This is a genomic window from Loktanella sp. PT4BL (assembly GCF_003201935.1).
Taxonomy (GTDB): Bacteria; Pseudomonadota; Alphaproteobacteria; order Rhodobacterales; family Rhodobacteraceae; genus Yoonia.
In genome coordinates this window covers 239,652-264,896 of sequence record NZ_QJJL01000003.1, presented here as the reverse complement: position 1 = coordinate 264,896, position 25,245 = coordinate 239,652, and the positions used below count along the sequence as shown (strand labels likewise).

27 protein-coding genes are annotated in these 25,245 nt (G+C 59.0%); 21 read left to right on the top strand and 6 right to left on the bottom strand.

The window, feature by feature from the left end:
- Positions 1-9 precede the first annotated feature (9 nt).
- Positions 10-888: an RNA polymerase factor sigma-32 gene (locus C7964_RS11050; RefSeq protein WP_110279727.1), complete on the bottom strand. Its 879-nt coding sequence runs from the start codon at positions 886-888 to the stop codon at positions 10-12.
- Between the two features lie 94 nt (positions 889-982).
- Between C7964_RS11050 and cobU the strand changes: the two genes are divergently transcribed.
- Genes cobU through C7964_RS11030 form a run of 4 tightly spaced genes read left to right on the top strand, consistent with a single transcriptional unit; the run spans position 983 to position 4,389 of the window.
- Entirely contained in the window at positions 983-1,507 is a 525-nt protein-coding gene (gene cobU / locus C7964_RS11045; protein WP_110279726.1) for a bifunctional adenosylcobinamide kinase/adenosylcobinamide-phosphate guanylyltransferase, read from the top strand.
- Entirely contained in the window at positions 1,504-2,073 is a 570-nt protein-coding gene (locus C7964_RS11040; RefSeq protein WP_110279725.1) for a histidine phosphatase family protein, read from the top strand. The genes cobU and C7964_RS11040 overlap by 4 nt, the downstream gene beginning before the upstream one ends.
- 59 nt (positions 2,074-2,132) lie before the next feature.
- Positions 2,133-2,822 (top strand): glutathione S-transferase, encoded by a 690-nt coding sequence (locus C7964_RS11035; RefSeq protein ID WP_110279724.1) that lies wholly within the window; start codon positions 2,133-2,135, stop codon positions 2,820-2,822.
- Positions 2,823-2,874: 52 nt separating this feature from the next.
- Complete coding sequence (locus C7964_RS11030) at positions 2,875-4,389, top strand: YifB family Mg chelatase-like AAA ATPase (protein WP_110279723.1); 1,515 nt, start codon at positions 2,875-2,877, stop codon at positions 4,387-4,389.
- Here C7964_RS11030 and gshB read toward each other — a convergent pair.
- From gshB to rsmI, 3 genes are all read right to left on the bottom strand, one after another.
- Positions 4,386-5,324: a glutathione synthase gene (gshB, locus tag C7964_RS11025; protein WP_110279722.1), complete on the bottom strand. Its 939-nt coding sequence runs from the start codon at positions 5,322-5,324 to the stop codon at positions 4,386-4,388. The two genes, C7964_RS11030 and gshB, sit on opposite strands and share 4 nt — an antisense overlap.
- Before the next feature lie 66 nt (positions 5,325-5,390).
- Positions 5,391-5,747 carry a YraN family protein gene (locus C7964_RS11020; RefSeq protein ID WP_110279721.1) on the bottom strand — a complete coding sequence of 119 codons (357 nt, stop codon included), beginning with the start codon at positions 5,745-5,747 and terminating at the stop codon, positions 5,391-5,393.
- Complete coding sequence (gene rsmI, locus C7964_RS11015; protein ID WP_110279720.1) at positions 5,744-6,604, bottom strand: 16S rRNA (cytidine(1402)-2'-O)-methyltransferase; 861 nt, start codon at positions 6,602-6,604, stop codon at positions 5,744-5,746. Before rsmI ends, C7964_RS11020 begins: the two co-directional genes overlap by 4 nt.
- Positions 6,605-6,708: 104 nt before the next feature.
- Here rsmI and C7964_RS11010 point away from each other — a divergent pair, with 104 nt between their 5' ends.
- The 3 genes from C7964_RS11010 to murJ are packed head-to-tail and all read left to right on the top strand — an operon-like array spanning position 6,709 to position 12,228.
- Positions 6,709-7,893 (top strand): penicillin-binding protein activator, encoded by a 1,185-nt coding sequence (locus tag C7964_RS11010; RefSeq protein ID WP_110279719.1) that lies wholly within the window; start codon positions 6,709-6,711, stop codon positions 7,891-7,893.
- Positions 7,874-10,669: a [protein-PII] uridylyltransferase gene (locus tag C7964_RS11005; protein WP_110279718.1), complete on the top strand. Its 2,796-nt coding sequence runs from the start codon at positions 7,874-7,876 to the stop codon at positions 10,667-10,669. Before C7964_RS11010 ends, C7964_RS11005 begins: the two co-directional genes overlap by 20 nt.
- Positions 10,666-12,228, top strand: coding sequence for a murein biosynthesis integral membrane protein MurJ (murJ, locus tag C7964_RS11000; protein WP_110279717.1), 1,563 nt, complete (start codon positions 10,666-10,668; stop codon positions 12,226-12,228). The genes C7964_RS11005 and murJ overlap by 4 nt, the downstream gene beginning before the upstream one ends.
- On the opposite strand, the gene C7964_RS10995 is transcribed toward murJ, so the two are convergent.
- Positions 12,225-12,905 (bottom strand): rhomboid family intramembrane serine protease, encoded by a 681-nt coding sequence (locus C7964_RS10995; protein ID WP_110280235.1) that lies wholly within the window; start codon positions 12,903-12,905, stop codon positions 12,225-12,227. The two genes, murJ and C7964_RS10995, sit on opposite strands and share 4 nt — an antisense overlap.
- An 88-nt stretch (positions 12,906-12,993) precedes the next feature.
- Between C7964_RS10995 and trpS the strand changes: the two genes are divergently transcribed.
- Positions 12,994-14,010, top strand: coding sequence for a tryptophan--tRNA ligase (trpS, locus tag C7964_RS10990; RefSeq protein ID WP_110279716.1), 1,017 nt, complete (start codon positions 12,994-12,996; stop codon positions 14,008-14,010).
- A gap of 157 nt (positions 14,011-14,167) precedes the next feature.
- Here trpS and C7964_RS10985 read toward each other — a convergent pair whose 3' ends face one another.
- Positions 14,168-14,746 (bottom strand): glutathione peroxidase, encoded by a 579-nt coding sequence (locus C7964_RS10985; protein ID WP_286163901.1) that lies wholly within the window; start codon positions 14,744-14,746, stop codon positions 14,168-14,170.
- A 299-nt stretch (positions 14,747-15,045) separates the two neighbouring features.
- Here C7964_RS10985 and C7964_RS10980 point away from each other — a divergent pair, with 299 nt between their 5' ends.
- From C7964_RS10980 to C7964_RS10920, 13 genes are all read left to right on the top strand, one after another.
- Positions 15,046-15,525: a VOC family protein gene (locus tag C7964_RS10980; protein ID WP_110279715.1), complete on the top strand. Its 480-nt coding sequence runs from the start codon at positions 15,046-15,048 to the stop codon at positions 15,523-15,525.
- A gap of 194 nt (positions 15,526-15,719) precedes the next feature.
- A complete protein-coding gene (locus C7964_RS10975) occupies positions 15,720-16,583 on the top strand; it encodes a branched-chain amino acid aminotransferase (protein ID WP_110279714.1) in 864 nt (287 codons plus the stop codon).
- 70 nt (positions 16,584-16,653) lie between these two features.
- Positions 16,654-17,109 carry a universal stress protein gene (locus C7964_RS10970; protein WP_110279713.1) on the top strand — a complete coding sequence of 152 codons (456 nt, stop codon included), beginning with the start codon at positions 16,654-16,656 and terminating at the stop codon, positions 17,107-17,109.
- Positions 17,110-17,198: 89 nt separating this feature from the next.
- Positions 17,199-17,762: a NifU family protein gene (locus C7964_RS10965; RefSeq protein WP_110279712.1), complete on the top strand. Its 564-nt coding sequence runs from the start codon at positions 17,199-17,201 to the stop codon at positions 17,760-17,762.
- Positions 17,752-18,330, top strand: a complete 579-nt coding sequence (gene tsaB, locus C7964_RS10960; RefSeq protein ID WP_110279711.1) for a tRNA (adenosine(37)-N6)-threonylcarbamoyltransferase complex dimerization subunit type 1 TsaB — start codon at positions 17,752-17,754, stop codon at positions 18,328-18,330. The genes C7964_RS10965 and tsaB overlap by 11 nt, the downstream gene beginning before the upstream one ends.
- The gene (locus tag C7964_RS10955; RefSeq protein WP_110279710.1) at positions 18,327-18,746 is read left to right on the top strand and encodes a GNAT family N-acetyltransferase; all 420 of its coding nucleotides are present in this window, start codon (positions 18,327-18,329) and stop codon (positions 18,744-18,746) included. The genes tsaB and C7964_RS10955 overlap by 4 nt, the downstream gene beginning before the upstream one ends.
- A 186-nt stretch (positions 18,747-18,932) precedes the next feature.
- Complete coding sequence (locus C7964_RS10950; RefSeq protein WP_110279709.1) at positions 18,933-19,928, top strand: BMP family lipoprotein; 996 nt, start codon at positions 18,933-18,935, stop codon at positions 19,926-19,928.
- 75 nt (positions 19,929-20,003) lie between these two features.
- The gene (locus tag C7964_RS10945; protein ID WP_110279708.1) at positions 20,004-20,360 is read left to right on the top strand and encodes a molecular chaperone GroEL; all 357 of its coding nucleotides are present in this window, start codon (positions 20,004-20,006) and stop codon (positions 20,358-20,360) included.
- A complete protein-coding gene (locus C7964_RS10940) occupies positions 20,357-21,961 on the top strand; it encodes an ABC transporter ATP-binding protein (protein WP_110279707.1) in 1,605 nt (534 codons plus the stop codon). The genes C7964_RS10945 and C7964_RS10940 overlap by 4 nt, the downstream gene beginning before the upstream one ends.
- Before the next feature lie 3 nt (positions 21,962-21,964).
- Entirely contained in the window at positions 21,965-23,056 is a 1,092-nt protein-coding gene (locus C7964_RS10935) for an ABC transporter permease (RefSeq protein ID WP_110279706.1), read from the top strand.
- Positions 23,053-23,472, top strand: a complete 420-nt coding sequence (locus C7964_RS10930; RefSeq protein ID WP_110279705.1) for a hypothetical protein — start codon at positions 23,053-23,055, stop codon at positions 23,470-23,472. Before C7964_RS10935 ends, C7964_RS10930 begins: the two co-directional genes overlap by 4 nt.
- Positions 23,473-24,441, top strand: coding sequence for an ABC transporter permease (locus C7964_RS10925; RefSeq protein ID WP_110279704.1), 969 nt, complete (start codon positions 23,473-23,475; stop codon positions 24,439-24,441).
- On the top strand, positions 24,425-25,231 hold the full coding sequence (locus C7964_RS10920; protein WP_110279703.1) for a purine-nucleoside phosphorylase: 807 nt from the start codon (positions 24,425-24,427) through the stop codon (positions 25,229-25,231). The genes C7964_RS10925 and C7964_RS10920 overlap by 17 nt, the downstream gene beginning before the upstream one ends.
- Positions 25,232-25,245: the final 14 nt, after the last annotated feature.

Here is a 25,245-nt window from a genome sequence, read left to right as displayed (position 1 = left end):
TGTCCGCGATCAGGCAAAAAACGCGTGCACCTCTGCGCTTTGCGACTCAAGGCTCTTGCGCATCTTGCCAAAGGCTGCCGCCTCAAGCTGACGCACGCGCTCTTTCGACAGACCAAGTTCGGACCCGAGGCTTTCCAGCGTGCGCGGCTCATCGCGCAGCTTCCGCTCGCGGACAATGAACTGTTCACGGTCATTCAGCCCTGACAAGGCGGTCAGCAACCACTGGCGCAGCGTTTCATTGTCGTGCGTATTCTCGACTCTTTCAGCCGCTTGCATACCGTCATCCTCGAGCGCATCAATCCACTCGCGGCCTTCATCATCAACGGATTGGGTGGCATTCAGCGAAAAATCGGAACCGGACAAGCGGCCTTCCATCATCTCGACGTCGTGCAACGGTACGCCCACTTCAATCGCAATCAATTCGCGCATTTCGTGACGGTCCAGCTCGCGGCCCTCGGCCGCCGCTTCGCGCTCGAGCCGGGCCTGCACGCGGCGCATGTTGAAAAACAGCGACTTTTGCGAAGATGTCGAACCGGTCCGTACCATCGACCAGTTGCGCATTACGTAATCCTGAATCGACGCTTTGATCCACCAGACGGCGTAGGTTGAAAACCGCACGCCGCGGTCAGGATCAAATTTGTCTGCCGCCTTCATCAGACCAACAGAGGCCTCTTGAATGAGGTCGTTCATTGGTGCGCCATAGCGCTTGAATTTGGATGCCATCGAAATGGCCAAACGCATGTAAGCTGTAATAAGCCGGTGCAGCGCCTGTTCATCGCGCTGGTCCCGCCAAGCATAAGCCAAAGCCAATTCGGTCTCAGCGTCAAGCAACTCTGCTTTCATCGCTGTCCGAGACAAAGTTTGATCAGAAAAACCGGTCACGCCCATTGTTATTCTCCCAAGTCGCAGTGTGTTGCATTAACTTTGTTGTTTGAATTAGTTACGAAGGCGTTTCCAAAATGGATCAAAAAAAGTGAAGAAAATGCCATTGCCGAAACTTTCGCTCGTTCTTGGCGGAGCAGCCTCTGGTAAATCCGCTTTCGCGGAAAACCTTGTGCTGCAAAGCGGGAATGCGCCCGTCTATCTGGCGACCGCACAGGTGTTCGACGATGAAATGGCCCAGAAGGTCGCGCGGCACCGTGACATGCGCGGGACAGGCTGGACGACAATCGAAGAACCTCTGGATCTTGGCCCCGCTTTGGCGGCAATCACTCCCCGACAGACCGTATTGATCGACTGCGCCACACTCTGGCTGACCAACGTGGTTCTGGGCGAACACAACGTGGGCGAACACACCGACGCGCTGCTAGCGGCAATCGCTACATGTCAGGGCCCTGTCGTTATCGTCTCGAACGAGGTCGGCCAAGGCATCGTGCCCGACAACGCCCTGTCACGCAAATTCCGCAATGCACAGGGTGCGCTCAATCAACGGATTGCAGCCGAGGCCGGTCTTGTGGTCGCCGTCATGGCTGGCCTTCCACTGGTTCTCAAGGGAACGCTCCCGTGACCAAGCTCTGGCTGGTCCGGCACGGGCCGACACATGCCAAAGCGATGGTCGGCTGGACAGACTTGCCGGCCGACCTGTCCGACACCGCCGCCATCAGCCGACTGCGTGCCTTCCTGCCTGACGCACCTGTTGTGTCCTCCGACCTCAGCCGCGCGATCACCACCGCAGATGCACTGGCCCCCAAAGTGCGCCTGCCCCACGCCCCCGACCTGCGCGAAATCAACTTTGGCGACTGGGAAATGCGCAATTTCGCCCAGGTAGAGGCCCAAGATCCGCAGAGAATCCGCGCCTACTGGGAAACCCCCGGCACCATCGCCCCGCCGAACGGCGAAAGCTGGAACGCGGTCCGTGCGCGCGTCGATCGCGCAGTTGACGGATACCTGCGCGCGGGTCACCCCGATCTGATTGTTGTGGCCCATTTTGGTGTTATTCTCACCCAGCTTCAGCGCGCATTGGGTATCGGCGCCTATGAGGCCTTTGGGCACAAGATTGAGAACCTGTCGGTCACAACCCTGTCCTGCAAGTCAACCGGCTGGTCCGCCGATCATATCAATCACAAACCGTGATGCAGGACGTCACAGAATACTGATCGCCACAACAGTTTCCGTGCGGCTAGCCTTACTGCATGACATATCAACTCTACATCGGTGATCGCACCTTCAGTAGCTGGTCCTTGCGGGGCTGGCTGATGCTGGAAAAATTCGGGCTGCCCTATCAGGCACATATGGTCGGGCTCTACTCAGGAACGATGCAGGCGGACCTTGCACATCTCGCCCCCGCCCGCACCGTGCCTGTGATGCAAACCTCCGAAGGATATGTGGTGAGCGACAGCATGGCGATGGCCGAAACGCTTGCCGAAAACCATCCCGAACGCGCCCTTTATCCCCGCGATCCCGCCGCCCGCGCACTCGCCCGTTCCATCACCGCAGAAATGCACAGCGGCTTTGGCGCATTGCGCAACGCCTGCCCCATGATGCTAGGTTTTGTCTGGGAGGGTTTCGTACCCGCCGACGCCGTCAAAACAGACCTGCGCCGCATCGAAGACCTGTGGTCCCTTGCCCGCGAAAGGCACGGACAAAACGGACCATGGCTCTTTGGCGACTATTCCTTGGCCGATGTGTTTTATGCCCCCGTTGCAATGCGGATCACCGCATATGATCTGCCGGTCAGCGAAGAATCCCGTGCCTATGTCGCGGCCCATCTCTCCGACCCCGCTTTTCTGGCATGGCGACAAGAGGCGCTGAAAGAGACGCACAGCCCCTTTCCCTACCCGTTGCCGCTTGCACAAAAGCCTTGGCCCGCTGAGATAAGTTAACCTTTCTTAAAGACCCAGGCCGTACCCGTTAACCATAAACGGGGAAAACGCCATGGTCGCTTTGGCCTACACTGTTGCTTTCGAAGGGATCGAGGCGCGCCTGGTCGAGGTGCAATGCGCCGTGACACCTGGTATTCCGGCCTTCGCCATCGTGGGTTTGCCCGACAAGGCCGTCTCGGAGGCGCGCGAACGAGTGCGCGCCGCACTCAGCGCGATGGCTATCGCCCTGCCGTCCAAAAGGATCACTGTAAACCTCTCTCCCGCCGATTTGCCCAAAGAAGGGTCGCACTTCGATCTGCCCATCGCACTGGCCCTGCTGGCCGCGCTCGAAATCATTCCGCAGGATGTCGCGTCCCAGACGGTGGCTTTGGGCGAATTGTCCCTCGACGGAACCTTGGTGCCTGTGGTCGGCGCACTACCCGCCGCCATGGCCGCCGCCGAAGGCGACCGCACCCTGCTCTGCCCGCAGGCCTGCGGCGCAGAGGCGGCGTGGGTCGGCTCTGTCAACGTCATCGCCCCCCGCAGTCTGGCCGAAATGGTGCGGCATTTCACAGGGCAGGCCGTGCTGCAACCATCCCAACCGGGCGAGGTTCTGGCACGAAACGGTGCACGCGACCTGTCGGAAGTCAAAGGGCAGGAACGGGCCAAACGCGCGCTGGAGATCGCAGCCGCCGGTCGGCATCACCTGCTTTTGGTGGGCTCGCCCGGCTCGGGCAAGTCCATGCTCGCCGCCCGCATCCCCGGCATCCTCCCGCAATTGTCGCCAGCCGAAGCACTTGAGACCTCGATGATCCACTCGCTGTCAGGGCTTTTGGACGAAGGCGGGATCAACCGCGAACGCCCCTTTCGCGAACCGCACCACACCGCGTCGATGGCAGCCATCGTCGGCGGTGGCCGCAGCGCCAAACCCGGCGAGATCAGTCTCGCGCACAACGGCGTGTTGTTCATGGATGAATTCCCGGAATTCCCGCGTACCGTGCTTGAGACCCTGCGCCAGCCGATCGAAACCGGCGAAGTCGTCGTGGCCCGTGCAAATGCCCATGTGCGCTATCCTTGCCGGTTTATGCTGGTCGCGGCGGCCAACCCCTGCAAATGCGGCTACCTCGCTGATCCGGCCCGCGCCTGCACCCGTGCGCCGATCTGTGGCGAGGATTATCTGGGGCGCATCTCAGGCCCGCTGATGGACCGTTTCGATCTGCGGGTCGAAGTACCTGCCGTCGCCTTTACCGACCTCGACCTCCCCGAAACCGGCGAAAGCTCGGCTGCGGTCGCCAGCCGCGTTCACAAGGCCCGCGACATCCAAACCGCACGGTTTGCGGGGCATGGCACTGCACGGGTCAATGCCGACGCCGAAGGTCATCTGCTGGACGAAATCGCAACACCTGATGCAGAGGGACGCGCACTCCTGCTCAAGATCGCGGAACGCTTTGGCCTCTCGGCACGTGGTTATCACCGCGTCCTGCGGGTAGCGCGGACAATCGCGGATTTGGAGGGTGAAGCAGATGTCCAAAGACCCCACGTGGCCGAGGCGGTCAGCTACCGGCTGGCGATGACCAAAGAGGTCTAGCGCCGTGCCTCGATCGCCTGCCAGATCTTCTCGGCGATGTTGACACCGTCAAAGCGCTCCAGCTCCTGAATGCCGGTGGGCGATGTCACGTTGATCTCGGTCAGCCATTTCCCGATCACGTCGATGCCGACGAAAATCTGGCCCTTTTCGCGCAAAAGCGGGCCGATCCGCGCGCAAATCTCGCGGTCGCGGTCGGTCAGTTCCACTTTCTCGGGGCGTCCACCCACATGCATGTTCGAACGGGTTTCACCCGCGGCAGGCACACGGTTAATCGCGCCGACCGGTTCACCATCGACAAGAATCACGCGTTTATCGCCCTTGGACACATCCGGCAAAAACTGCTGCATGATCAGCGGCTCACGGTTGATGCCCGAAAACAGCTCGTGCAGCGACGCAAGGTTGCTGTCGGCGCCCTTCATCTTGAAGACACCCGCACCACCGTTGCCATAAAGCGGCTTGAGAATCACGTCGCCATACTGCGCGCGGAATGTCTTGAGCGTCTCAAGATCACGGGCAATCATCGTGGGCGGCGTCAGATCCGGGAAATTCAGCACCAGAAGTTTTTCAGGATAATTGCGCACCCAGAACGGATCATTCACCACCAATGTCTTGGGATGGATCATGTCCAGAATATGGGTTGTCGTGATATAGCTCATGTCAAACGGCGGATCCTGCCGAAGCCAGACCACATCGAATTCCGACAGATCGACATATTGCTCATCGCCCAACGTGAAGTGATCACCTTTGACGCGCTGCACCGTGAGTGGCCAACCCTTCGCCATCACGCGGCCCTGATCATAGGCGAGCTTGTCAGGCGTATAATAGAACAGGCTATGCCCCCGCGCCTGCGCTTCCTCGGCGATGCGGAAGGTGCTGTCGGCATCAATATTGATCGGCCCAATCGGGTCCATCTGGAAAGCGATCTTAAGCGTCATGGCAGGCCTCTTGCATTATCAAGCTGGCGTGTTGATGGCCCAGCCTGCGCGCAGGTGCAATGGGCCTCAGAATTCCATAAAGGCGTTTTCAATCACTTTCAGGGCACCAGAACCGTTTACAATCGCCAGATCAAACCGCACATCGGTCAATTGACCGCGCGGCTCATTGGCCAGAAACTCGCCTGCACTGGCCACGATCCGTGCCATTTGCCGTTGCCCCAGTCGCGCAGCGGCCGTCGCAAAATTCTTGCTTTTCTTGACCTCGACAAAGACCACCGTGTCACCGTCGCGGGCGATCAGGTCAATTTCGCCGGCCTTTCCGCGCCAGCGCCGCGCGGCAATCGCGTGATGGCGTTTGGCATAGTCACTGGCGACCATATCCTCTGCCGCCAATCCCGCATGATATCCGACAGATCCGCTCATTCCTCATCCCCCAACTGCAAGGCAATCTGGTAAACCTGCCGACGCGGCAGGCCCAACGCGCCGGCCACAACCGTCGCCGCATCTTTCACACGCATTGTTTTCATCGCCTCACGCAGCGCCCCGTCAATATCGTCATCAGCTACCTCAACGGCACCAGCACGGCCAACGAGTACAACGAGTTCACCCTTCACCGACCGCTCAGCAAAATCATCCGCAAGCGTCGCAAGCGACCCGCGCGTGATTTCTTCAAACTTTTTCGTCAATTCACGGCAAACCACCGCTTCCCGTTCATCCCCCAAGATATCGCGCAAATTAGCTAACATTTCCCCAACGCGTTTCGGGCTTTCATAAAACACCAGCGTAAAAGGAATATCGCGCAGCGCAGCGATCTCGGTTTCGCGCTGTTTCTTCGCGGCAGGCAAGAACCCCACAAATGCAAAGCGATCCGTCGCAAGGCCGGAGACAGTCAAGGCCGCAAGCACAGCCGAGGCGCCCGGTGCAGTCGTCACCTCCACCCCCTCTTTGATCGCCGCGCGGCCCAATTCATACCCTGGATCAGCCACCAAAGGTGTGCCTGCCTCAGAAACATAAGCCACTGATTTTCCTGACTTCATATCCGCAACCAGTCGTGCGACAGCCCCTTCACCGCTGTGATCGTGAAACGCCACGACCTTGCGCCCATTGAGTGGCACGCCGTGAATTTCCATCAACTTGCGCGCTGTCCGCGTATCCTCGGCGGCAATCAAATCAGCGGACGCCAGAATATCCAGCGCGCGCAACGTGATGTCGCGCGCCGATCCGATTGGCGTGGCCACGAAATACAGACCGGCAGAGAGTGGCTTGCTTATAAAATTCATCTCTGGACCCGCTGGCCCCCTGCTTTATGATGGACCTCAACATCGCGGCGGGACATGAGGCCTCGGCCAACTGCCGTTCGCGCGAAACAGGAGGAATACCACGCATGTTTGCTCGTTTCAGCAACGCCCGCAAGTCGCTCGCGCGCTTTTTTGCAGTTACCGCCCTGCTTTGGCTGGCTGCCTGTGATGTCACTTTGGCCCCTGACGCCAATGTCGGCCGCGCAATAAACCCCAATGCGCCGATCGAAGTGGCCCTGCTGGTGCCGGGCGGTTCAGTGCAGGAAACCGACAATCAACTTGCGCGGAATTTTGAAAATGCGGCCCGCCTTGCGATTGCGGACCTCCAAGGCGCAACTGTTGACCTGCGTGTCTACAACACCGCCGGTGGCAACCCGCAACAGGCCGCTCTGGCGGCTGCGCAAGCTGTCAATGAAGGGGCGAAGATCATTATCGGGCCGCTTTATGGCGAGGCCGCAAACGCCGCGGGTGTTGCCATCGCAGGACGGAATGTGAACGTGCTTGCCTTCTCGAACAACAGCGCCTTCGCAGGCGGCAACGTGTTCATTCTGGGGCCGACATTTGACAATACGGCAGATCGTCTTGTCCAGTTTGGCACGCGTCAGGGCATCAGCCGCTATTTCGTCGTCCACGGTGACGATCTGCCGGGTCGCGTTGGCCGCGATGCAATCACCTCGGCGATTCAGCGAAACGGTGGGGAAGTCTCTGGCGTCGATAGCTACCAGCTGTCGCAGCAAGGCATCTTTACGGCCACGCGCCGGATTGTGTCGAATGTGCGCAGTTCGGGCGCGCAGGGCGTCTTTACCACGGCCAGCGCAAATGCCGATCTGCCCATCCTTGCAACGGCTCTGCCCGATGCGGGCATGGATACAGACCGCAGCCGCTTTATCGGCCTGACCCGCTGGGACACACTGCCCCAGATGGCCGCTCTGCCCGGGCTTGAAGGCGGACTTTTCACGGTCCCCGATCCGGGACCGTCGACACTGTTTGCCAACCGCTACGCCGCGACCTATGGCGAAACTCCGCATCCGTTGGCAGGCCTTGCCTATGACGGGATCGCGGCGATCGGTGCGCTTGCAGCGGCAGGCAACACACAGGCCGTGACGAAAGAGGCCCTCACCCAACCTCAAGGGTTCCGCGGCACGTCAGGTGTCTTCCGTCTGCTGCCAAATGGCCTTAACCAGCGCGGCCTTGCCGTTGCTACATTTCAAAACAATCAGGTTGTAATCCTTGACCAAGCCCCAAGAAGTTTTGGCACCCCAGGCCTCTGAACGCATACCAGCATCAGCACAAAGCACGCCGGACAGTTTGATCTGCCCGGCGTCCGTCATTTTTGACAACAACGCGGTCCAAGCCCAGATCGCGGCAGCAATCGCGACCGCATCATCCGAACGCGACATCCGCGCCGCAACCGTTGCCACATTGTCCCAAGCGCGCCGCGATGGCATGGCCCAGATCGCGGCAGCCTTCTTGGCACAGCCTTTCGCATCGCGCCCCACGACCCGCGCCTATAGCTGGCTGACCGACCAGATCGTGCAGACGGTGATGGACGTTGCACAAAAGCACCTGCACCCCCTTCCAAACCCGACCGAAGGCGAGCGTTTGTCGCTGATCGCCGTGGGCGGGTATGGCCGTGGCGAGATGGCACCCTATTCGGATGTCGATCTACTGTTTCTGACGCCCTACAAAATCACGCCTTGGGCGGAGAGCGTCATCGAATCCATGCTCTATATGCTGTGGGATCTGAAACTGAAGGTCGGACACGCCAGCCGCACCGTCAAAGACTGCCTGCGTCTGGCGAAGGAAGATTACACGATCCGCACCTCGCTTGTGGAATACAGGTATCTGGCCGGTGATGCCGATCTCGCGGCGAAACTCGGACAACGCCTCTGGACCGACCTGTTCAAAACAACCGCCAGTGATTTTATCGAAGCCAAGCTGGAAGAACGCGCCACACGCCACCGCAAACAGGGCGGGCAGCGCTACGTCGTCGAACCGAATGTGAAAGAAGGCAAGGGCGGGCTCCGTGATCTGCAATCCCTGTTCTGGATCAGCAAATATATCAATGGCGTGAAAGACGCGGCCGATCTGGTCAATCTGGGGGTCTTTACAGCCGAAGAATTTGAAACCTTTGTCACCGCCGAAGACTTTCTTTGGGCAGTTCGCTGTCATCTGCACCTGATCGCGGGGCGCCCTGTCGACCAGTTGACCTTCGACATGCAGGTTCAGGTGGCAGACGCGATGGGATACACGGATCACGGCGGCCGCCGCGGCGTTGAACACTTCATGCAGGCCTATTTCCGGCAGGCCACCCATGTGGGCGAATTGACGCGGATCTTCCTGACGGCACTCGAAGCCAACCACACCAAGCAAGAACCCGTGCTCGTGCGGCTTCTCGCGCGGCGCAAGAAGGCAAAGCCACCCTATGCGATCAAGCAGAACCGGCTCACGATTGCCAACGAGCGGGATTTCTTTGCCGACAAGGTGAACATGCTGCGGATCTTCGAAGAGGCGCTGCGGACCGGCACATTGCTGCACCCCGATGCAATGCGGCTGATCTCGGCCAATCTTCACCGGATCGACGAAGACCTGCGCAACGACAAAGAGGCGCGGCGGATCTTCCTTGATCTGCTGCTGAAGCACGGCAACCCCGAACGGGCGCTGCGACGGATGAACGAATTAGGGGTGCTGGCCGCATTCATCCCCGAATTCGCGCCCATCGTCGCGATGATGCAGTTCAACATGTACCACCACTACACGGTGGACGAACACACGATCCAATGCATCAGCAACTTGGCGCAGATCGAACGCAAGGAACTGATCGAGGAATTGCCGGTCTGTTCAGGTATTCTGGAACGCGGCGCGAACCGCAAGGTGCTTTATGTGGCGCTCCTGCTGCACGATATCGGTAAAGGGCGTGACGAAGACCATTCCATCCTTGGCGCCCAGATTGCGCGCAAGGTTGCCCCAAGGCTGGGGCTGAACAAGAAGGAATGCGATACGGTCGAATGGCTGATCCGCTATCACCTTTTGCTGTCGGATGTGGCGCAAAAACGCGACATCTCTGAACCACGGACCGTGCGCGGCTTTGCCAAGGCGGTGAAATCGGTCGAGCGGCTGGAACTGCTGACCACCCTGACGGTCTGCGATATTCGCGGCGTCGGCCCGGGGACTTGGAACAACTGGAAAGCGGTTCTGATCCGCAACCTTTACAAAGCGACCAAATCGGCGCTGGAAACCGGCCTTGAAGACCTCAACCGCGAAAGCCAGGAGGCCGAAGCGAAACGCGCCTTGCGCGCCGAGCTTGCGGATTGGGACAAGAAAGCGCTCAAAACCGAAATCGGTCGCCACTATGGCACCTACTGGCAGGGGCTTCCGCTCTCGGCGCAAGTTGTCTTTGCAAGACTTCTTTCCGAGATCAAGGACGACGAAATCAAGATCGACCTTATGCTCGATGACGACCGCGACGCGACCCGCGCCTGCTTTGCCATGGTCGACCATCCCGGTCTCTTCAGCCGCATGACAGGCGCCTTGGCGCTGGTCGGCGCCAACGTCGTGGATGCACGGACCTACACATCCAAAGACGGCTATGCGACGGCTGTTTTCTGGATACAGGACGATGACGGCAACCCCTATGAGGCCGCACGGATGCCGCGCCTGCGCACCATGATTGAGCGCATCCTGCGGGGTGAAATCGTCGCCAAAGAAGCGCTGAAAGACAAAGACAAGATCAAGAAGCGCGAACGCGCCTTCCGCGTGCCGACGACCATTAGCTTCGATAATGAAGGCTCCGAAATCTATACGATCATCGAGGTCGACACGCGCGACCGGCCGGGGCTGCTCTACGATCTGACGCGCACGCTGGCGAACAATCACGTCTATATCGCGTCAGCCGTGATCGCGACCTACGGCGAGCAGGTCGTCGATACCTTCTATGTCAAAGACATGGTCGGGCTGAAATACTACAACGAAGCCAAGCGCGCATCGCTGGAACGCAAACTGCGCGAAGCCATCGCCCAAGGTGCCGAGCAGGCGGTGGCAGGATGAAACCCATCCGTCTGATGGCTGGCTTCTTCACGGTCGGCATCTGGACATTGCTCAGCCGTGTCGTGGGTTTTGTGCGCGACATCATGATCGCGGCCTACCTTGGCACCGGCCCCGTAGCCGAGGCATTCTTGGTGGCCTTTTCGCTGCCCAATCTCTTCCGCCGCTTTTTTGCCGAAGGCGCGTTTAACATGGCCTTTGTGCCGATGTTTTCCAAGAAAGTCGAAGCCGGCGAAGACGCCCGGCGCTTTGCCCAGGATGCTTTTGTCGGCCTTGCCGGCGTGCTGACAGTCTTTACGGTGATCGGCGTGATCTTCATGCCCGCGCTTGTGACATTGATGGCCAGCGGGTTTTTAGGCACCGAGCGTTTTGATCTGGCTGTCTATTACGGCCGGATTGCCTTTCCCTATATCCTTTTCATCTCGCTGACAGCGCTGATGTCGGGGGTCCTCAACGCCGTGGGCCGGTTTACCGCAGCGGCAGCCGCACCTGTCCTGCTGAATGTCATCTTCATCGTGGCGCTGATCATCACCGGCGTCACCGGCGATCATACCGCCCCCGAGGCCCAGTCCACCATCGGCCAATCCCTCGCGTTCGCCGTACCAATCGCGGGCCTTGCCCAGCTTGCGCTGGTATGGGTTGCAGCCAAGCGCGCGGGCTATGCCCTGCGCCCGGGCATGCCCAAGCTCACACCGGAACTCAAACGCCTCGCGGTTATCGCAGCCCCTGCCGCGCTTGCGGGCGGTGTCGTGCAGATCAATCTTCTGGTCGGTCGCCAAGTCGCCAGCTTCTTTGAAGGTGCTGTTGCTTGGCTGAACTACGCCGACCGTCTCTATCAATTGCCTCTTGGCGTCGTGGGCATCGCGATCGGGGTTGTGCTGCTGCCCGATCTGTCACGCCGCCTGCGCGCGGGTGACGACGCAGGCGGACAGGACGCCTTCAACCGTGCCTCTGAAATCAGCCTTGCCCTGACCATCCCCGCCTCTGTTGCACTTATGGCGATCCCGATCCCGCTTGTCAGTGTCCTTTTCGAACGCGGCGCATTTACCAGCGACGACACCGCCGCGACCGCTCTGGTCGTCGCGGTCTACGGTCTGGGCCTGCCTGCCTTTGTGCTGCAAAAGACCCTGCAACCGCTCTTCTTTGCCCGCGAAGACACCAAAAGGCCCTTCTATTACGCCCTTGCCGCCATGGTCCTGAATGCAGCACTGGCAATCGGATTATCACCGCAAATCGGCTTTATTGCGGCCGCCATCGGCACGTCCCTGACGGGCTGGGCGATGGTTGTCATGCTGATGCGCGGCGCGCGGACCATGGGCGACGCTGGCAAGTTCGACGCGCGTTTCAAGAAACGGTTGGGGCGGATCATTCTGTCCGCGCTCGCAATGGGGGCGATCCTCTTTGCAAGTGCAACGGTGATGACACCCTTCTTTGGCATCGCAACTCTGCGTTATCTGGCCCTGCTCGTCTTGGTGCTGATCGGCATGGTCAGCTACTTTGGCATCGGTCACCTGCTGGGTGCGTTCAAACTGTCCGAGTTCAAACGCAACCTGCGCCGCTAGGACCGTTCCCGCATCCGGCGCACAAGACTGGCCCACCCGCCGGGTGCCAGAAGTGTCGAGAGTACGAAACCCGTCACAAAACCCGCAAGCTCCGAAATCCACTGGCTGTTGCCGCCGAAGATCAGACCGAAGATCAATTGGATCGCCAAGAGAAACCCGATCAGCCGGAACGCCATGATCTGGTTTTCTCCGGCAATTCCAAGCCGTAGCCACAACACATAGGTATAGGCACCGATCAGGCCGTAAACCGGCGTAAAGGCCCCAATCAGCAATGTGTTGTCACCCGCCAGCAGGCCGAAAACAACCGCACCGGCAATGCTGGTGACAACATAGACAACCAGCACTTTGAGCGATCCGTAATACTCTGCTGTGAACTTCCCCAAAGCGAGGACCAGAGCCGCACAAAACGCCATCTGGATCAGATCGCCATTGATAAGGGTGTAGGTGACAAAACGCTTGAGCATATCAAGGCTGTAGTCCCCGCTCACCAGCACACGGTCCAGCACCGCAGGGGCAAAGCCGAATTCCTCAATCGCGGCAAGCCGCCAGCCCAGACCGCGCGGGCCGCCGATGATCCCCGCATTCGCAAGCTGAAAGACAACTTCGATCCCGACAATCGCAAGCGCCAGTATGACCACCACAACAGGCAAGGTATTGAACGGGCTTTCGGGCTTCATAGCGGTCTCGCTGCAGAGTTGAAGTTGACGGGTCTGTCTGGCATGGGTATGCGACCCTTGCCCCGAAATCCAGACCGGACATTGCACCATGAGCCAAACATCATTCACACCGCGCGTCTTCTCGGGGATCAAACCCTCAGGCGGGCTGACGCTTGGCAACTATCTGGGCGCGATCAAACGCTTTGTGGGCATGCAGGGGCAGATGGAGACCATCTATTGCGTCGTCGATATGCACGCGATCACCGTCTGGCAGGACCCCAAAGAGCTCGCCAATATGACCCGCGAAGTGGCCGCAGGTTACCTTGCCGCAGGGCTCGACCCCAGCCAGTCCATTCTGTTCAACCAAAGCCAGGTCGCGGCCCACGCCGAGCTTGGGTGGATTTTCAACTGTGTTGCCCGTGTCGGCTGGATGAACCGCATGACACAGTTCAAGGACAAGGCAGGCAGCAACGCCGAGAAAGTCTCGCTGGGCCTCTACGCCTACCCTGCGCTCATGGCCGCCGATATTCTGCTCTACCACGCCACCCATGTGCCCGTGGGCGAGGACCAGAAACAGCACGTCGAGCTGACCCGCGACATCGCCGCGAAGTTCAACCATGACTTCAAAACCGATTTCTTCCCGCTGACCGAACCGGTCATCGAAGGCCCCGCCATGCGCATTATGAACCTGCGTGACGGGACCAAGAAAATGTCAAAGTCGGGCGAAAGCGACATGGAACGCATCAACATGACCGATGATGCCGACAAGATCGCCAAGAAGTTCAAGAAGGCAAAGACCGATCCTGAACCGCTGCCCGAAACCGTCGAGGGGCTCAAAGACCGCCCCGAAGCGCGCAATCTGGTCGAGATTTACGCGGCCCTGAATGACATGACCCCAGAGGCTGTCATCGCAGAATACCCGGGTGCGGGCTGGGGCACGTTCAAACCTGCGCTGGCCGATCTGGCGGTCGCGAAACTCGCACCAATCTCAGACGAAATGGCACGCTTCATGGCTGATCCGGCAGAGATCGACCGTATCCTTGGCGAAGGCGCGGAAAAAGCACGGGCCATCGCCAACCCGATCCTGCGCGATTGCTACGATATCGTGGGGCTGCTGCGCAGCTGAAGCAAAACGGAGCGCGGTAGCTGTGCGGTCTTGTTTCAACAGGTCGCCGCGACACACGCCTCCGCTTTCTCTGGTCGGGCCTGATATTGCAGGACCTTTGAAAGGCAGACCTGATGCTGACGGATTGGTCCTATCCGCGCCACGTATTGAAAGCAGGCTATTGCGTGACAGTTGCGTCAGACAGCAAGCTGTCGATTTGCCGTGTGATCTGATCCGATAGCGGATTTACGCGGGAGGCAAAGGTATCGACAACCTGACCCTGCCGATCCAGCAATACCTTGTTGAAATTCCATCTTGGCGTAAATCCAACCTCTTGACGGAGTGACTGATAAAACGGATGGGCATTGCGCCCCTTCACTCCGGTGATCACGGTCATGGGCATATCAATGCCATAGATGAGTTCACAAAACTCTTTGACCTCAGCGTTGCTTGCAAGCTCCTGGTTGAAATCGTCAGAGGGGACCGCAAGCACGACCAATCCTCGATCGCGGTAGCGGTCATAAAGCGCCTGCAATTCGCGATACTGCTCTGTGAACGCACACATCGAGGCTGTATTGACCACAAGAACGGGTTGCCCTTCCCATTGCGCGAGGGTCAGTGTCCCACCATCGATCGAGTCGAACGGTGTTTCTCTATCAAGTGCAGTGGTCTGGCTGCTCCATAAGACAAAAAAGGCTGTGAGGAAGCACAGTGAACTCAACTTGAGCCGGTGGATATTTTGTCGGGCTATCATCATGAACGCGTTCTCGGTTTTATAGTTCGATACCTAGTCCATTCTTCCGGACTTCAAGCTCTTGGCGACAGCTGCGTCTGACAACCTGAGTACAATCCAGCCAGTCATAGGATGTCACCCAAAGCGGGGTGTGGAGGCTGATGCTTCTCCGAATTTTCATTTGGTCGCATCTCTGTGACGGGGATCAGAAGGTACAGCGGACCGGAAGCGTGCAATATTGCACATCTCATATTAATAAATACGTATTTTGTGCAAATATGACATGCTGTATCTTGGCGTTACGCATAATCGAGAGGCACACCATGTCTGCACCTTCCACAGCCCGCGTCGGGCACGTTCACCTGCGGGTCTCGGACCTAGAACGCTCGATCGCCTTTTACTCGGGCGTTTTGGGTTTCGGGTTAACCCAACGCTATGGCGATCAGGCGGCATTTCTTGCCGCTGGCGATTATCACCATCACATTGGCCTGAACACATGGGAAAGCCTTGGTGCATGTCCGCCGCCCCCAGGACACACGGGACTATACCACACAGCCTTTCTGTATCCTGACAGAAAGTCGCTGGCCCAAGTCGTCAAGCGCGTACTCGATGCAGGCATCCCGCTGGATGGCGCGGGCGATCACGGGGTAAGCAAGGCGATCTATTTGCGTGACCCTGACCAGAACGGCGTCGAACTTTACTATGACCGCCCCATCGCTGTCTGGCCCCGCGATGCGGATGGCACGCTTGCCATGACCAACAGCCGTGTTGACCTGCCCGCCCTATTGGCGCTGACCGAGTAAACGTCACAAAATTGAATCCCGCAGGTCCCAACATGAAGGGGCGTTGAAGAATCGCGCAACTGTCCGCACTGGTGTCTCTCGTCCCGTGATCACCTTGGTCGGCTCATGCGTCCGGTGTACCCCGGCATCGGACGCATCCCCACTTTACCCTCCCATTTCACAGGCCTAGGGTGGCCCAAAAGGGAGAAGGCACCATGGCTACCGGCAAAAACATCCGCACCTATTTCGAAGGCACATGGCACGAAGGTGACACGCCTATCATGCGCGCGGCTGACCATGGCGCGTGGCTGGGAACCACGGTCTTTGATGGCGCGCGCTTTGTGAACGGGCTGATGCCTGATCTTGATCTGCACTGCGCCCGCGTAAACCGCTCGGCCGAAGCGCTGATGATCACGCCGACCGTCAGCACCGAAGACATGATCGCGATCACCAAAGAGGGTCTGGCGAAGTACGACACAGGCGCCGCCGTCTATATCCGGCCGATGTATTGGGCAATCCACGGTGACGCGACAGCGATTGTTCCCAGCGCCGAGGAAACCGGATTTGCCATTTGTCTCGAAGAAATCCCCTTTGCATCGGCCACCGCCACGACAACACTGGGCCTGACCAAATTCCGTCGTCCTGTGATCGACGACGCGGTGGTCAACGCCAAGGCAGGCTGCCTTTACCCCAACAACGCCCGCATGCTGGCCGAGGTCCGTGCGCGCGGCTTTTCGAACGCGCTTGTCGCCGATGCGATGGGCAATGTGGCCGAAACAGCCACCGCAAACGTCTTTATGGTCAAGGATGGCGAGGTTTTCACCCCCATCCCCAACGGCACTTTCCTGTCCGGCATCACGCGCGCACGGCATATCTCGAACCTGCGTGCGGAAGGCGTCAAAGTGCATGAAACCGTGCTGACCTTCGATGATTTCCACGGGGCGGACGAGGTCTTTCTTTCGGGCAACATGTCCAAGATGACACCGGTCACCGCCTTCGAGGACACGCAGTATCAGGTTGGACCTGTGACGCGCCAGGTCCGTGATATGTATTGGGACTGGGCAGCAAGTACTGCGTAGCTGGGGAAAGCAATCTGTCGTTGCCAGCACGTGAAGGATGCGCCACACTTGGCCCAAGAGGGAGAGCAAAATGCGTAAGTTTCTGGTCGTTTTGGATGACAGCCGCGAGTGCCTGAACGCTATGCGTTTTGCCGCGATGCGCGCGTCCCATACTGGTGGAGGCGTGGCCGTTCTCTCCATCATCCCCCCTGACGAGTTCAACCACTGGATCGGCGTGGGCGAGATCATGCGCGCCGAAGCCCGCGAAAGAATCGAAGTCCACTTTGAAGTCTTTGCGAAATGGATGCGTGACAAGCAAAACGTTGATCCCGAACTGGTGATCCGCGAAGGCGAGCCAATCAGCGAAATCATCGCCCATGTGAACGAAGACCCCGAAATCGGCGTTCTGGTTCTGGGCGCAGGCATTGACAGTAAAGGCCCCGGCCCCCTGGTGTCACAACTCAGCAAGCAATCCGGTAGCCTGCCCGTGCCGATCACGATTGTGCCGGGTGATCTTTCCAAAGAACGGCTCGAGGCGATCACATAGCCTCGTGCGGCCGATTTAGAATCGTTCCAAACCTTGACATCGGCGCCACGCGGCCGCATATCTAAAGCCTGACAAAAAAGGTTGGCCACATGTTCATCCAGACTGAATCGACACCAAACCCCGCAACGCTCAAGTTTCTGCCCGGCCAGAATGTGCTTGAGGTCGGAACAGCCGACTTTCCAAGCGTCGAGGCGGCTGAAAACTCACCGCTCGCCAAGCGCATCTTTGCCGCTGGTGGTGTGTCAGGCGTGTTCTTTGGCCTTGATTTCGTGACGGTCACAAAGGCCGACGATGTCGAGTGGGACCATATCAAACCGGGTATTCTTGGCGCGATCATGGAGCACTATCAATCCGGTCAATCCGTGATGGCCGACGACCATAAACCGGTGAGCGGCCACGCCGAACACAGCGGTGAAGACGCCGAGATTGTCGGGCAGATCAAAGAACTGCTCGATACCCGCGTGCGCCCTGCGGTGGCACAGGACGGTGGCGACATCACCTTCCACGGATTTGAGCGTGGTATCGTGTACCTGCACATGCAAGGCGCGTGCGCCGGTTGCCCGTCATCCACGCTGACCCTGAAAATGGGCATCGAGAACCTGCTGCGCCACTACATCCCCGAGGTGGTCGAGGTCCGGCCAGTTGCAGCCTAAGCCAATTGTCTTAGCATTCGATACATCGGCGGCGCATTGCGCCGCCGCTTTACTGTTGGGCGACCGGATCGTCACACGCGTTGACGAAATGGCCAAAGGACAGGCCGAACATCTGATGCCGATGCTCGAAGAGATGCTGGCGTCCGAGGGGCTGACATGGCGCGATCTTGACGGGATTGGAGTCGGCGTTGGCCCCGGCAATTTCACCGGCATACGGATTGCTCTTTCTGCCGCACGCGGCTTGGCGCTTGGGCTTGGCAAACCGGCGATTGGCGTAAACGGGTTTGACGCACGCGCCCATGGCGAAACGCTCCCGTTCACGGCAACCATTCCCGCCCCGCGTGACCAGTCCTACACCCAAGCGTTCCGCGCCGATGGCACGACAAGCGATCCTGGTCAGAGCGCAGAGCCCGCAGGTGCACAAAAAAGCGCAGAGGTGCTGATCCGCGCCGTTGCCGAAATCGCCGCTTCCCGCCTCGCGACAGACCTTCCGCGCCCCGCCCCCCTATATATCCGCAGCGCCGACGCCGCCCCGCCGCGCGATCCCGCTCCCGTCTTGCTGCCATGACGCCACAAGAGCTGGCCCGCCTGCATGCCGCCGCTTTCAGCGCGACCCGCGCATGGTCGGCCGATGAATTTGCGGGCCTTCTCAGACACCCCGGCACCTTTGCGGTGGGCGACGCGCGCAGTTTCGCGCTGATCCGCACCGTGCTGGACGAAGCAGAGCTTTTGACCATCGCCACCGCCCCGGACATGCGGCGTCAGGGCCTTGCACGCGCCACGTTGACGGCAGGTGAGAGACGGGCGCAAACCGAAGGCGCCGCAAGAATCTTTCTTGAAGTCGCCGAAGACAACGAGGCCGCAATCGCGCTTTATACAGCGTCCGGCTATCGCCAAATCGGGCGGCGGCCCGGATATTATTTGCCTAAAGATGGGGCACCACTTGCCGCCTTGGTGATGCGCAAGTCACTGACAGGAACCTGACTTTGCGTCAGCCTGTGGATAACGCCGTTTTTGACCTTTCGCCGCATAATATCTCATAAAAAGCGGTTGATCTTCCCCGCAAGGCAAGGCCTTATCTTACGATGACCGGCATCAGATCGGCTCAGACTTCACTGAGGGGGGCATCAGGCCCGCAAAACACCTCGCGTAACGACCTGGGAGACTATAATGACACTTATGCAAAAATTTCTTGGCGCATCTGCCGCACTGGCTTTGACAGCCGGTACTGCCGCTGCAGATCCTGCCATCCTGTTCGATCTTGGTGGCAAGTTCGACAAATCCTTCAACGAAAGCGCCTATAACGGGGCCGAGCGTTGGGCGACCGAAACAGGCGGCTCTTACGCCGAGGTCGAAATCCAGTCCGACGCGCAGCGTGAACAGGCCATCCGCCGTTTCGCTGAATCCGGTGCAAACCCGATCGTTATGGCAGGCTTCTCATGGGCCACACCACTGGCCGAAGTCGCAGCCGACTATCCTGACACCAAGTTCGCGATCATCGACATGGTCGTTGACGCGCCAAACGTCCGCTCTGTTGTGTTCAACGAGCACGAAGGCTCCTACCTTGTCGGCATGATGGCCGCGATGGCCTCCGAAAGCGGCACAGTCTCCTTTGTGGGCGGTATGGACATCCCGCTGATCCGCAAATTCGCTTGTGGTTACGCACAAGGCGCGATGGCGGTAAACCCCGACATCACAGTCATCGCCAACATGACAGGTACAACGCCTGCCGCTTGGAACGATCCGGTAAAAGGCTCCGAGCTGACACTGGCACAGATCAGCCAAGGTTCTGACGTTGTATTCGCTGCCGCTGGCGGCACCGGCGTTGGCGTTCTGCAAACAGCTGCTGACGAAGACATCCTGTCCATCGGCGTTGACGCAAACCAGAACTACCTGCACCCCGGCGAGGTTCTGACATCCATGCTCAAGCGCGTCGATAACGCGGTCTACGAGGCCTTTACACAAGGCACAGACCTCGAAACCGGCTTTAACGTCATGGGCATCGCGAACGAAGGCGTGGGCTATGCGCTCGACGAATTCAACGCAGAACTGGTCACCGCAGACATGCAAGCCGCTGTTGACGCAGCCGCCGCATCCATCGCTGCTGGCGAGCTGGTTGTCCACGACTACACAGCTGACGAAACCTGCCCCGCACTGAGCTTCTAAGTCGCGACGGAAGGCCTAAAACTCGGGGCCACGCTTGCACAAAGCGTGGCCCTTCTTGCTGATAAGGACAGTCCCATGACAAAGGCGATCACCACCTTCTTTGAAGCATGGGGGATGTCAGATACCGTCGCCCGACAAACCGCCATCCACGCATCATTCGCAACCGATGCGACCTATGCCGACCCCCGCACCGAGGTCCCGCTGACAGGCCCCGCTGATGTAACGGACTATATCGCCATGTTTTCCGCCTCTGCCCCCGGCGCTGTTGCCGAAGTCACTGCTGTCGAGACACGTGAAGGTGTCAGCCGTGCGACTATTGCTTTCAAAATGCCAAACGGCATGGAACAAATGGGTCAGTACTTTGTCGAACACGGGCCTGACGGCCTGATTGCCCGCATGGTCGGATTTGTCGGAACAGGAGCACCAGCATGAGCGATGCAGCCCCAGCCATTGAACTCAAAGGTATTTCCAAAGCATTTGGTCCGGTTCAGGCTAACAAAGACATCTCAATCCGCGTGATGCCCGGGACGATCCACGGGATCATCGGTGAAAACGGCGCAGGTAAATCAACGCTGATGTCGATCCTGTACGGCTTTTACAAAGCCGACAAAGGCGAGATTTTCATCGCTGGCAAAAAAACATCTATCCCTGACAGTCAGGCCGCGATCGCCGCAGGCATCGGGATGGTGTTCCAGCATTTCAAGCTGGTGGAAAACTTCACCGTTCTGGAAAACGTGGTTCTGGGGGCCGAGGACAGCGGCCTGTTGCGCCCGTCATTGGCGCGCGCACGGCGCGAACTCAAAAGCCTTGCGGAAGAATACGAACTGAACGTCGATCCGGACGCCCTGATCGAAGAGGTCGGCGTCGGCATGCAACAGCGCGTGGAAATCCTCAAAGCGCTGTACCGCAAAGCAGATATCCTGATTCTGGACGAACCCACAGGTGTGCTGACACCCGCCGAGGCGGACCATTTGTTCCGTATCCTTGAGAACCTCAAGCGCGAGGGTAAAACGATCATCCTGATCACGCATAAACTGCGCGAAATCATGGAAATCACCGATACTGTCAGCGTGATGCGGCGCGGTGAAATGACCGCCACCGTCAAAACAGCAGAAACTAGCCCGCCGCAACTGGCTGAACTGATGGTCGGCCGCAAGGTGCTGTTGCGCGTGGACAAGGCACCGGCACAGATCGGGCGCAAAATCCTTGAGGTCAAAGACCTTAACGTCACCGACAGCAAGGGCGTTCACCGTCTCAAGGGCGTCAGCTTTGATGTGCATGCCGGTGAAATACTCGGGATTGCAGGTGTTGCCGGCAACGGGCAGTCCGAATTGCTGGAAGTACTGGGCGGCTATGAGAAGGCCACCGGCAGCATCAAGATGAACGGCGAGGAAATCGACCTGACAGGTACGAAATCCAACGGCCAGAGCAGGCGCGCGCGCGGCATCAGCCACGTCCCCGAGGACCGCCAGCGCGAAGGGCTGATCATGGACTTTCAGGCGTGGGAAAACACCGCCTTTGGCTATCATCATGATGCGCGCTATCAGAAGAACAGATTTCTGATGGACAATGCAGCCATCCGTAAAGACACCGAAGAAAAGATGGCGCGTTTCGATGTCCGTCCGCCCGATCCAAGCCTGCCTGCCAAGAGCTTTTCTGGCGGCAACCAACAGAAAATCGTGCTCGCGCGCGAGATTGAACGCAACCCCGACCTTTTGTTGATTGGGCAACCGACACGCGGTGTGGACATTGGGGCGATCGAATTTATCCACCAGCAGATTGTTGCACTTAGGGATCAGGGCAAAGCAATTTTGTTGGTTTCCGTGGAGTTAGAAGAAATTTTGTCCCTCTCTGACCGGATTGCGGTTATGTTTGACGGAAAAATAATGGGCGAGCGGATGCCTCAGGACACAGACGAAAAAGAACTCGGGCTTTTGATGGCCGGGATGACCACCGAACCGCGTGGGCCACTCCATGAGGCTGTCGAGGCGCAATTGGCGACCGCTGGCAGCGGCACGGCCAAGGAGGTCTGAGGAATGGATGTGATGCCAAAGTGGGCCGACGTCGTCCTGATCCCGCTGATCTCGATTCTGCTTGCGGCGATCCTGTCTGCCTTGGTGATCCTCGCCATTGGTGAAAATCCGTGGGCCGCACTCAAGCTGATGGTCAGTGGCGCTTTGGGCTCCACCTATGGCTGGGGTTACACGCTTTACTACGCCACCAACTTTATCTTCACCGGTCTTGCTGTTGCCATCGCGTTCCATGCGCGGTTGTTCAACATCGGCGGTGAAGGTCAGGCCCTCATCGGGGGTCTGGGTGTCGCTGTCATCTGCCTGTTCATTCCGTGGCCGCATTGGACGCTGGCGCTTTTGGGCTCTGCGATTGGCGCTGCGCTCTTTGGTGCGGCATGGGCCGCGATCCCCGCATTCCTGCAGGCCAAGCGCGGCAGCCACATCGTGATCACCACGATCATGTTCAATTTTATCGCGGCTGCGGTGCTGAACTACTTTCTGATCGGCGCGCTCAAAGCACCCGGGATGGAACCAGCGACGCCGCGATTCCCCGAAGCAACGCACCTTCCCTCGTTTCAGGACATGTTCAACTTCGGCGAAACGACATTCTTCCGCGGCGCTCCGGCCAACGTCACCTTCTTTGTCGCCATTGCGGCCTGTCTGTTCCTCTGGATCCTGATCTGGAAAACGCGGCTTGGCTATGAACTGCGGTCCTTCGGGCATTCGGAGTCAGCGGCAAAATACGCGGGCATCAGCCCGACCAAAATTATCATGGTCACCATGCTTATCTCCGGCGGTCTCGCCGGTATGATGGCCATCAACAACGTCCAGGGCGAGGCCGAACGGCTGGTCCTGAACGCAGTGGAGGGGGCGGGCTTTATCGGCATCGCCGTCGCACTGATGGGGCGCAGCCATCCTTTCGGGGTACTGCTGGCGGCCCTTCTTTTCGGCTTTCTATATCAAGGCGGCGCAGAACTCGCCCTATGGACGTCGATCCCCCGTGAGCTGATTATCGTAATACAGGCCTTGGTAATCCTCTTCACGGGTGCACTGGATAATATGGTGCGCATGCCGCTCGAGCGGCTATTCCTGGCAATGAGGAGAGCAAAAACATGACAGGACAATTCAAAGTCGGTGTCGATGACGACACCGGTGCGGACCTGGGCTTTGTGCTCAGTTGTTTGGCACTTGGCATGATTTCGATGGAAGAGCTCCACCAGTGGGTTCACCACGTGATTGATCAGACCCCCGCAGCAGACGTGCCGCCGCATCTGGTGGCGCTTTTGTCGCTGCAACGCCCGACAAGTGTGTTGATGCCCGCAGAAAACGTGATGCCCCGTGTGCCGCATGATCCGTTCATCACCGATGACCGGTTCGATGCGATGCTGGGCTTGCAGTTCTTCCTGCGCAAAGACAAAACGCAGGCCGTCGATATTACCCAAGCAGAGGCCGAAGCCGCCCTGCGCCGCAATCCGGAGGTCGCAGACCGCTTCTTTGACCTCTTCCCCTTCCTGATGGAGAAAGCTGCCTAAATGGATTTTGCGACCCTTTTGCAGATGCTGGACGCCACGTTGCGTCTGGCAACCCCGCTTCTTCTGGCCTGTCTTGCAGGCCTCTTTTCCGAGCGGGCCGGTATTTTCGATATCGGGCTTGAGGGCAAAATGCTGGCAGCAGCTTTCCTGTCGGCCGCCATTGCCGCTGTGACGGGCAATGTATGGCTGGGGCTTTTGGCAGGCATTGGCGCGTCGATGATCCTGTCGGCGGTGCACGGGCTTGCCTCGATTACCTTTCGCGGGAACCAACTCATCTCGGGTGTCGCGATCAACTTTCTGGCGGCGGGACTGACAGTCGTCATTGCGCAAAGCTGGTTCGCCCAAGGCGGGCGGACCCCGCAACTATCGGGGGATGCGCGGTTCAACCCGATTGAACTGCCCTTTGCCGAGGCGCTTCAGAACGTGCCCGTGATTGGGCCGATCTACTACGAACTGATTTCCGGACACACGATCCTTGTCTATGTCGCCCTGCTGATGGTGCCGCTGACATGGTGGATCCTGTTCCAGACCCGCTTTGGTCTGCGCCTGCGTGCCGTGGGCGAAAACCCTGCCGCCGTTGATACCGCCGGCGTGTCGGTAATCTGGCTGCGTTTCGCTGCTGTGGGCATCTGTGGTGTCCTCTGTGGCATCGCGGGCGCCTACCTTGCGACAGCCCTGCAAGCGGGCTTTGTCAAAGACATGAGCGCGGGGCGCGGCTACATCGCGCTGGCCGCACTGATTTTTGCCAAATGGCGTCCCTGGTATGCGCTTTACGCCTGCCTGCTCTTCGGCTTCCTGCAAGCGATGTCTCTCCGCTCGGATGTTGTGGCAGGTGTGGTCGGCTTCCAGGTGAACGGCCAGTTCCTTGACGTACTACCCTATATCCTGACGGTCGTCATTCTGGCCGGTTTTGTCGGCAAGGCGATCCCGCCACGTGCAGGGGGCGCGCCTTATGTCAAAGAACGCTAAAGACCTCGCCACCCAGATCAAAGCGGCGGCAGGTGATGCGCCCGTGCGTATTGGCCTGATCCTTGGCTCCGGCCTCGGGCATATTGCGAACGAAGTGGACGGCACCGCCATCCCCTACACCGACTTGCCCGGCTTTCCCCATGCCGGTGTGTCAGGACATAACCCCAACCTTGTGATCGGCACCCTTGAAGGCGTGCGTGTTGCCGTGTTCGGCGGACGTGCGCACTACTATGAAAGCGGGCGCGGTGACGCGATGCGCCTGCCTTTGGAGGTTCTGCGGGAATTGGGTGCCGATACGATGATCGCGACCAATGCGGCAGGGTCGATGCAGGTCGATATGCCCACAGGTTCCATCATGTGCCTGTCCGACCACATCAATTTCTCCGGCCTGAACCCGCTGATCGGCGAGCCGACGGACGCGCGCTTTGTGCCGATGAAGGACGCCTACGATCCCGCAATCCGCACAGCGTTGCACGCCGCCGCCAAAGCCGCCGACGTTGCGATGGCTGACGGAGTTTACGCCTGGTATTCGGGGCCCTCGTTCGAGACACCCGCCGAAATCCGCGCGATCAAGATGCTGGGGGCCGATGCGGTTGGCATGTCCACCGTCCCCGAAGTCATCCTTGCGCGGTTCCTTGGCCTGAAAGCTGCTGCAATCTCGACCATCACCAATATGGCCGCAGGGATGAGCGACGAGGCGATCAGCCACGAACACACCAAAGCCATGGCACCAATCGGCGCGGCCAAGTTGGAAAAGGTCCTGCGCGGCTACCTGCGGTCGCTGCCCTAAGTCCAAAACGGGCG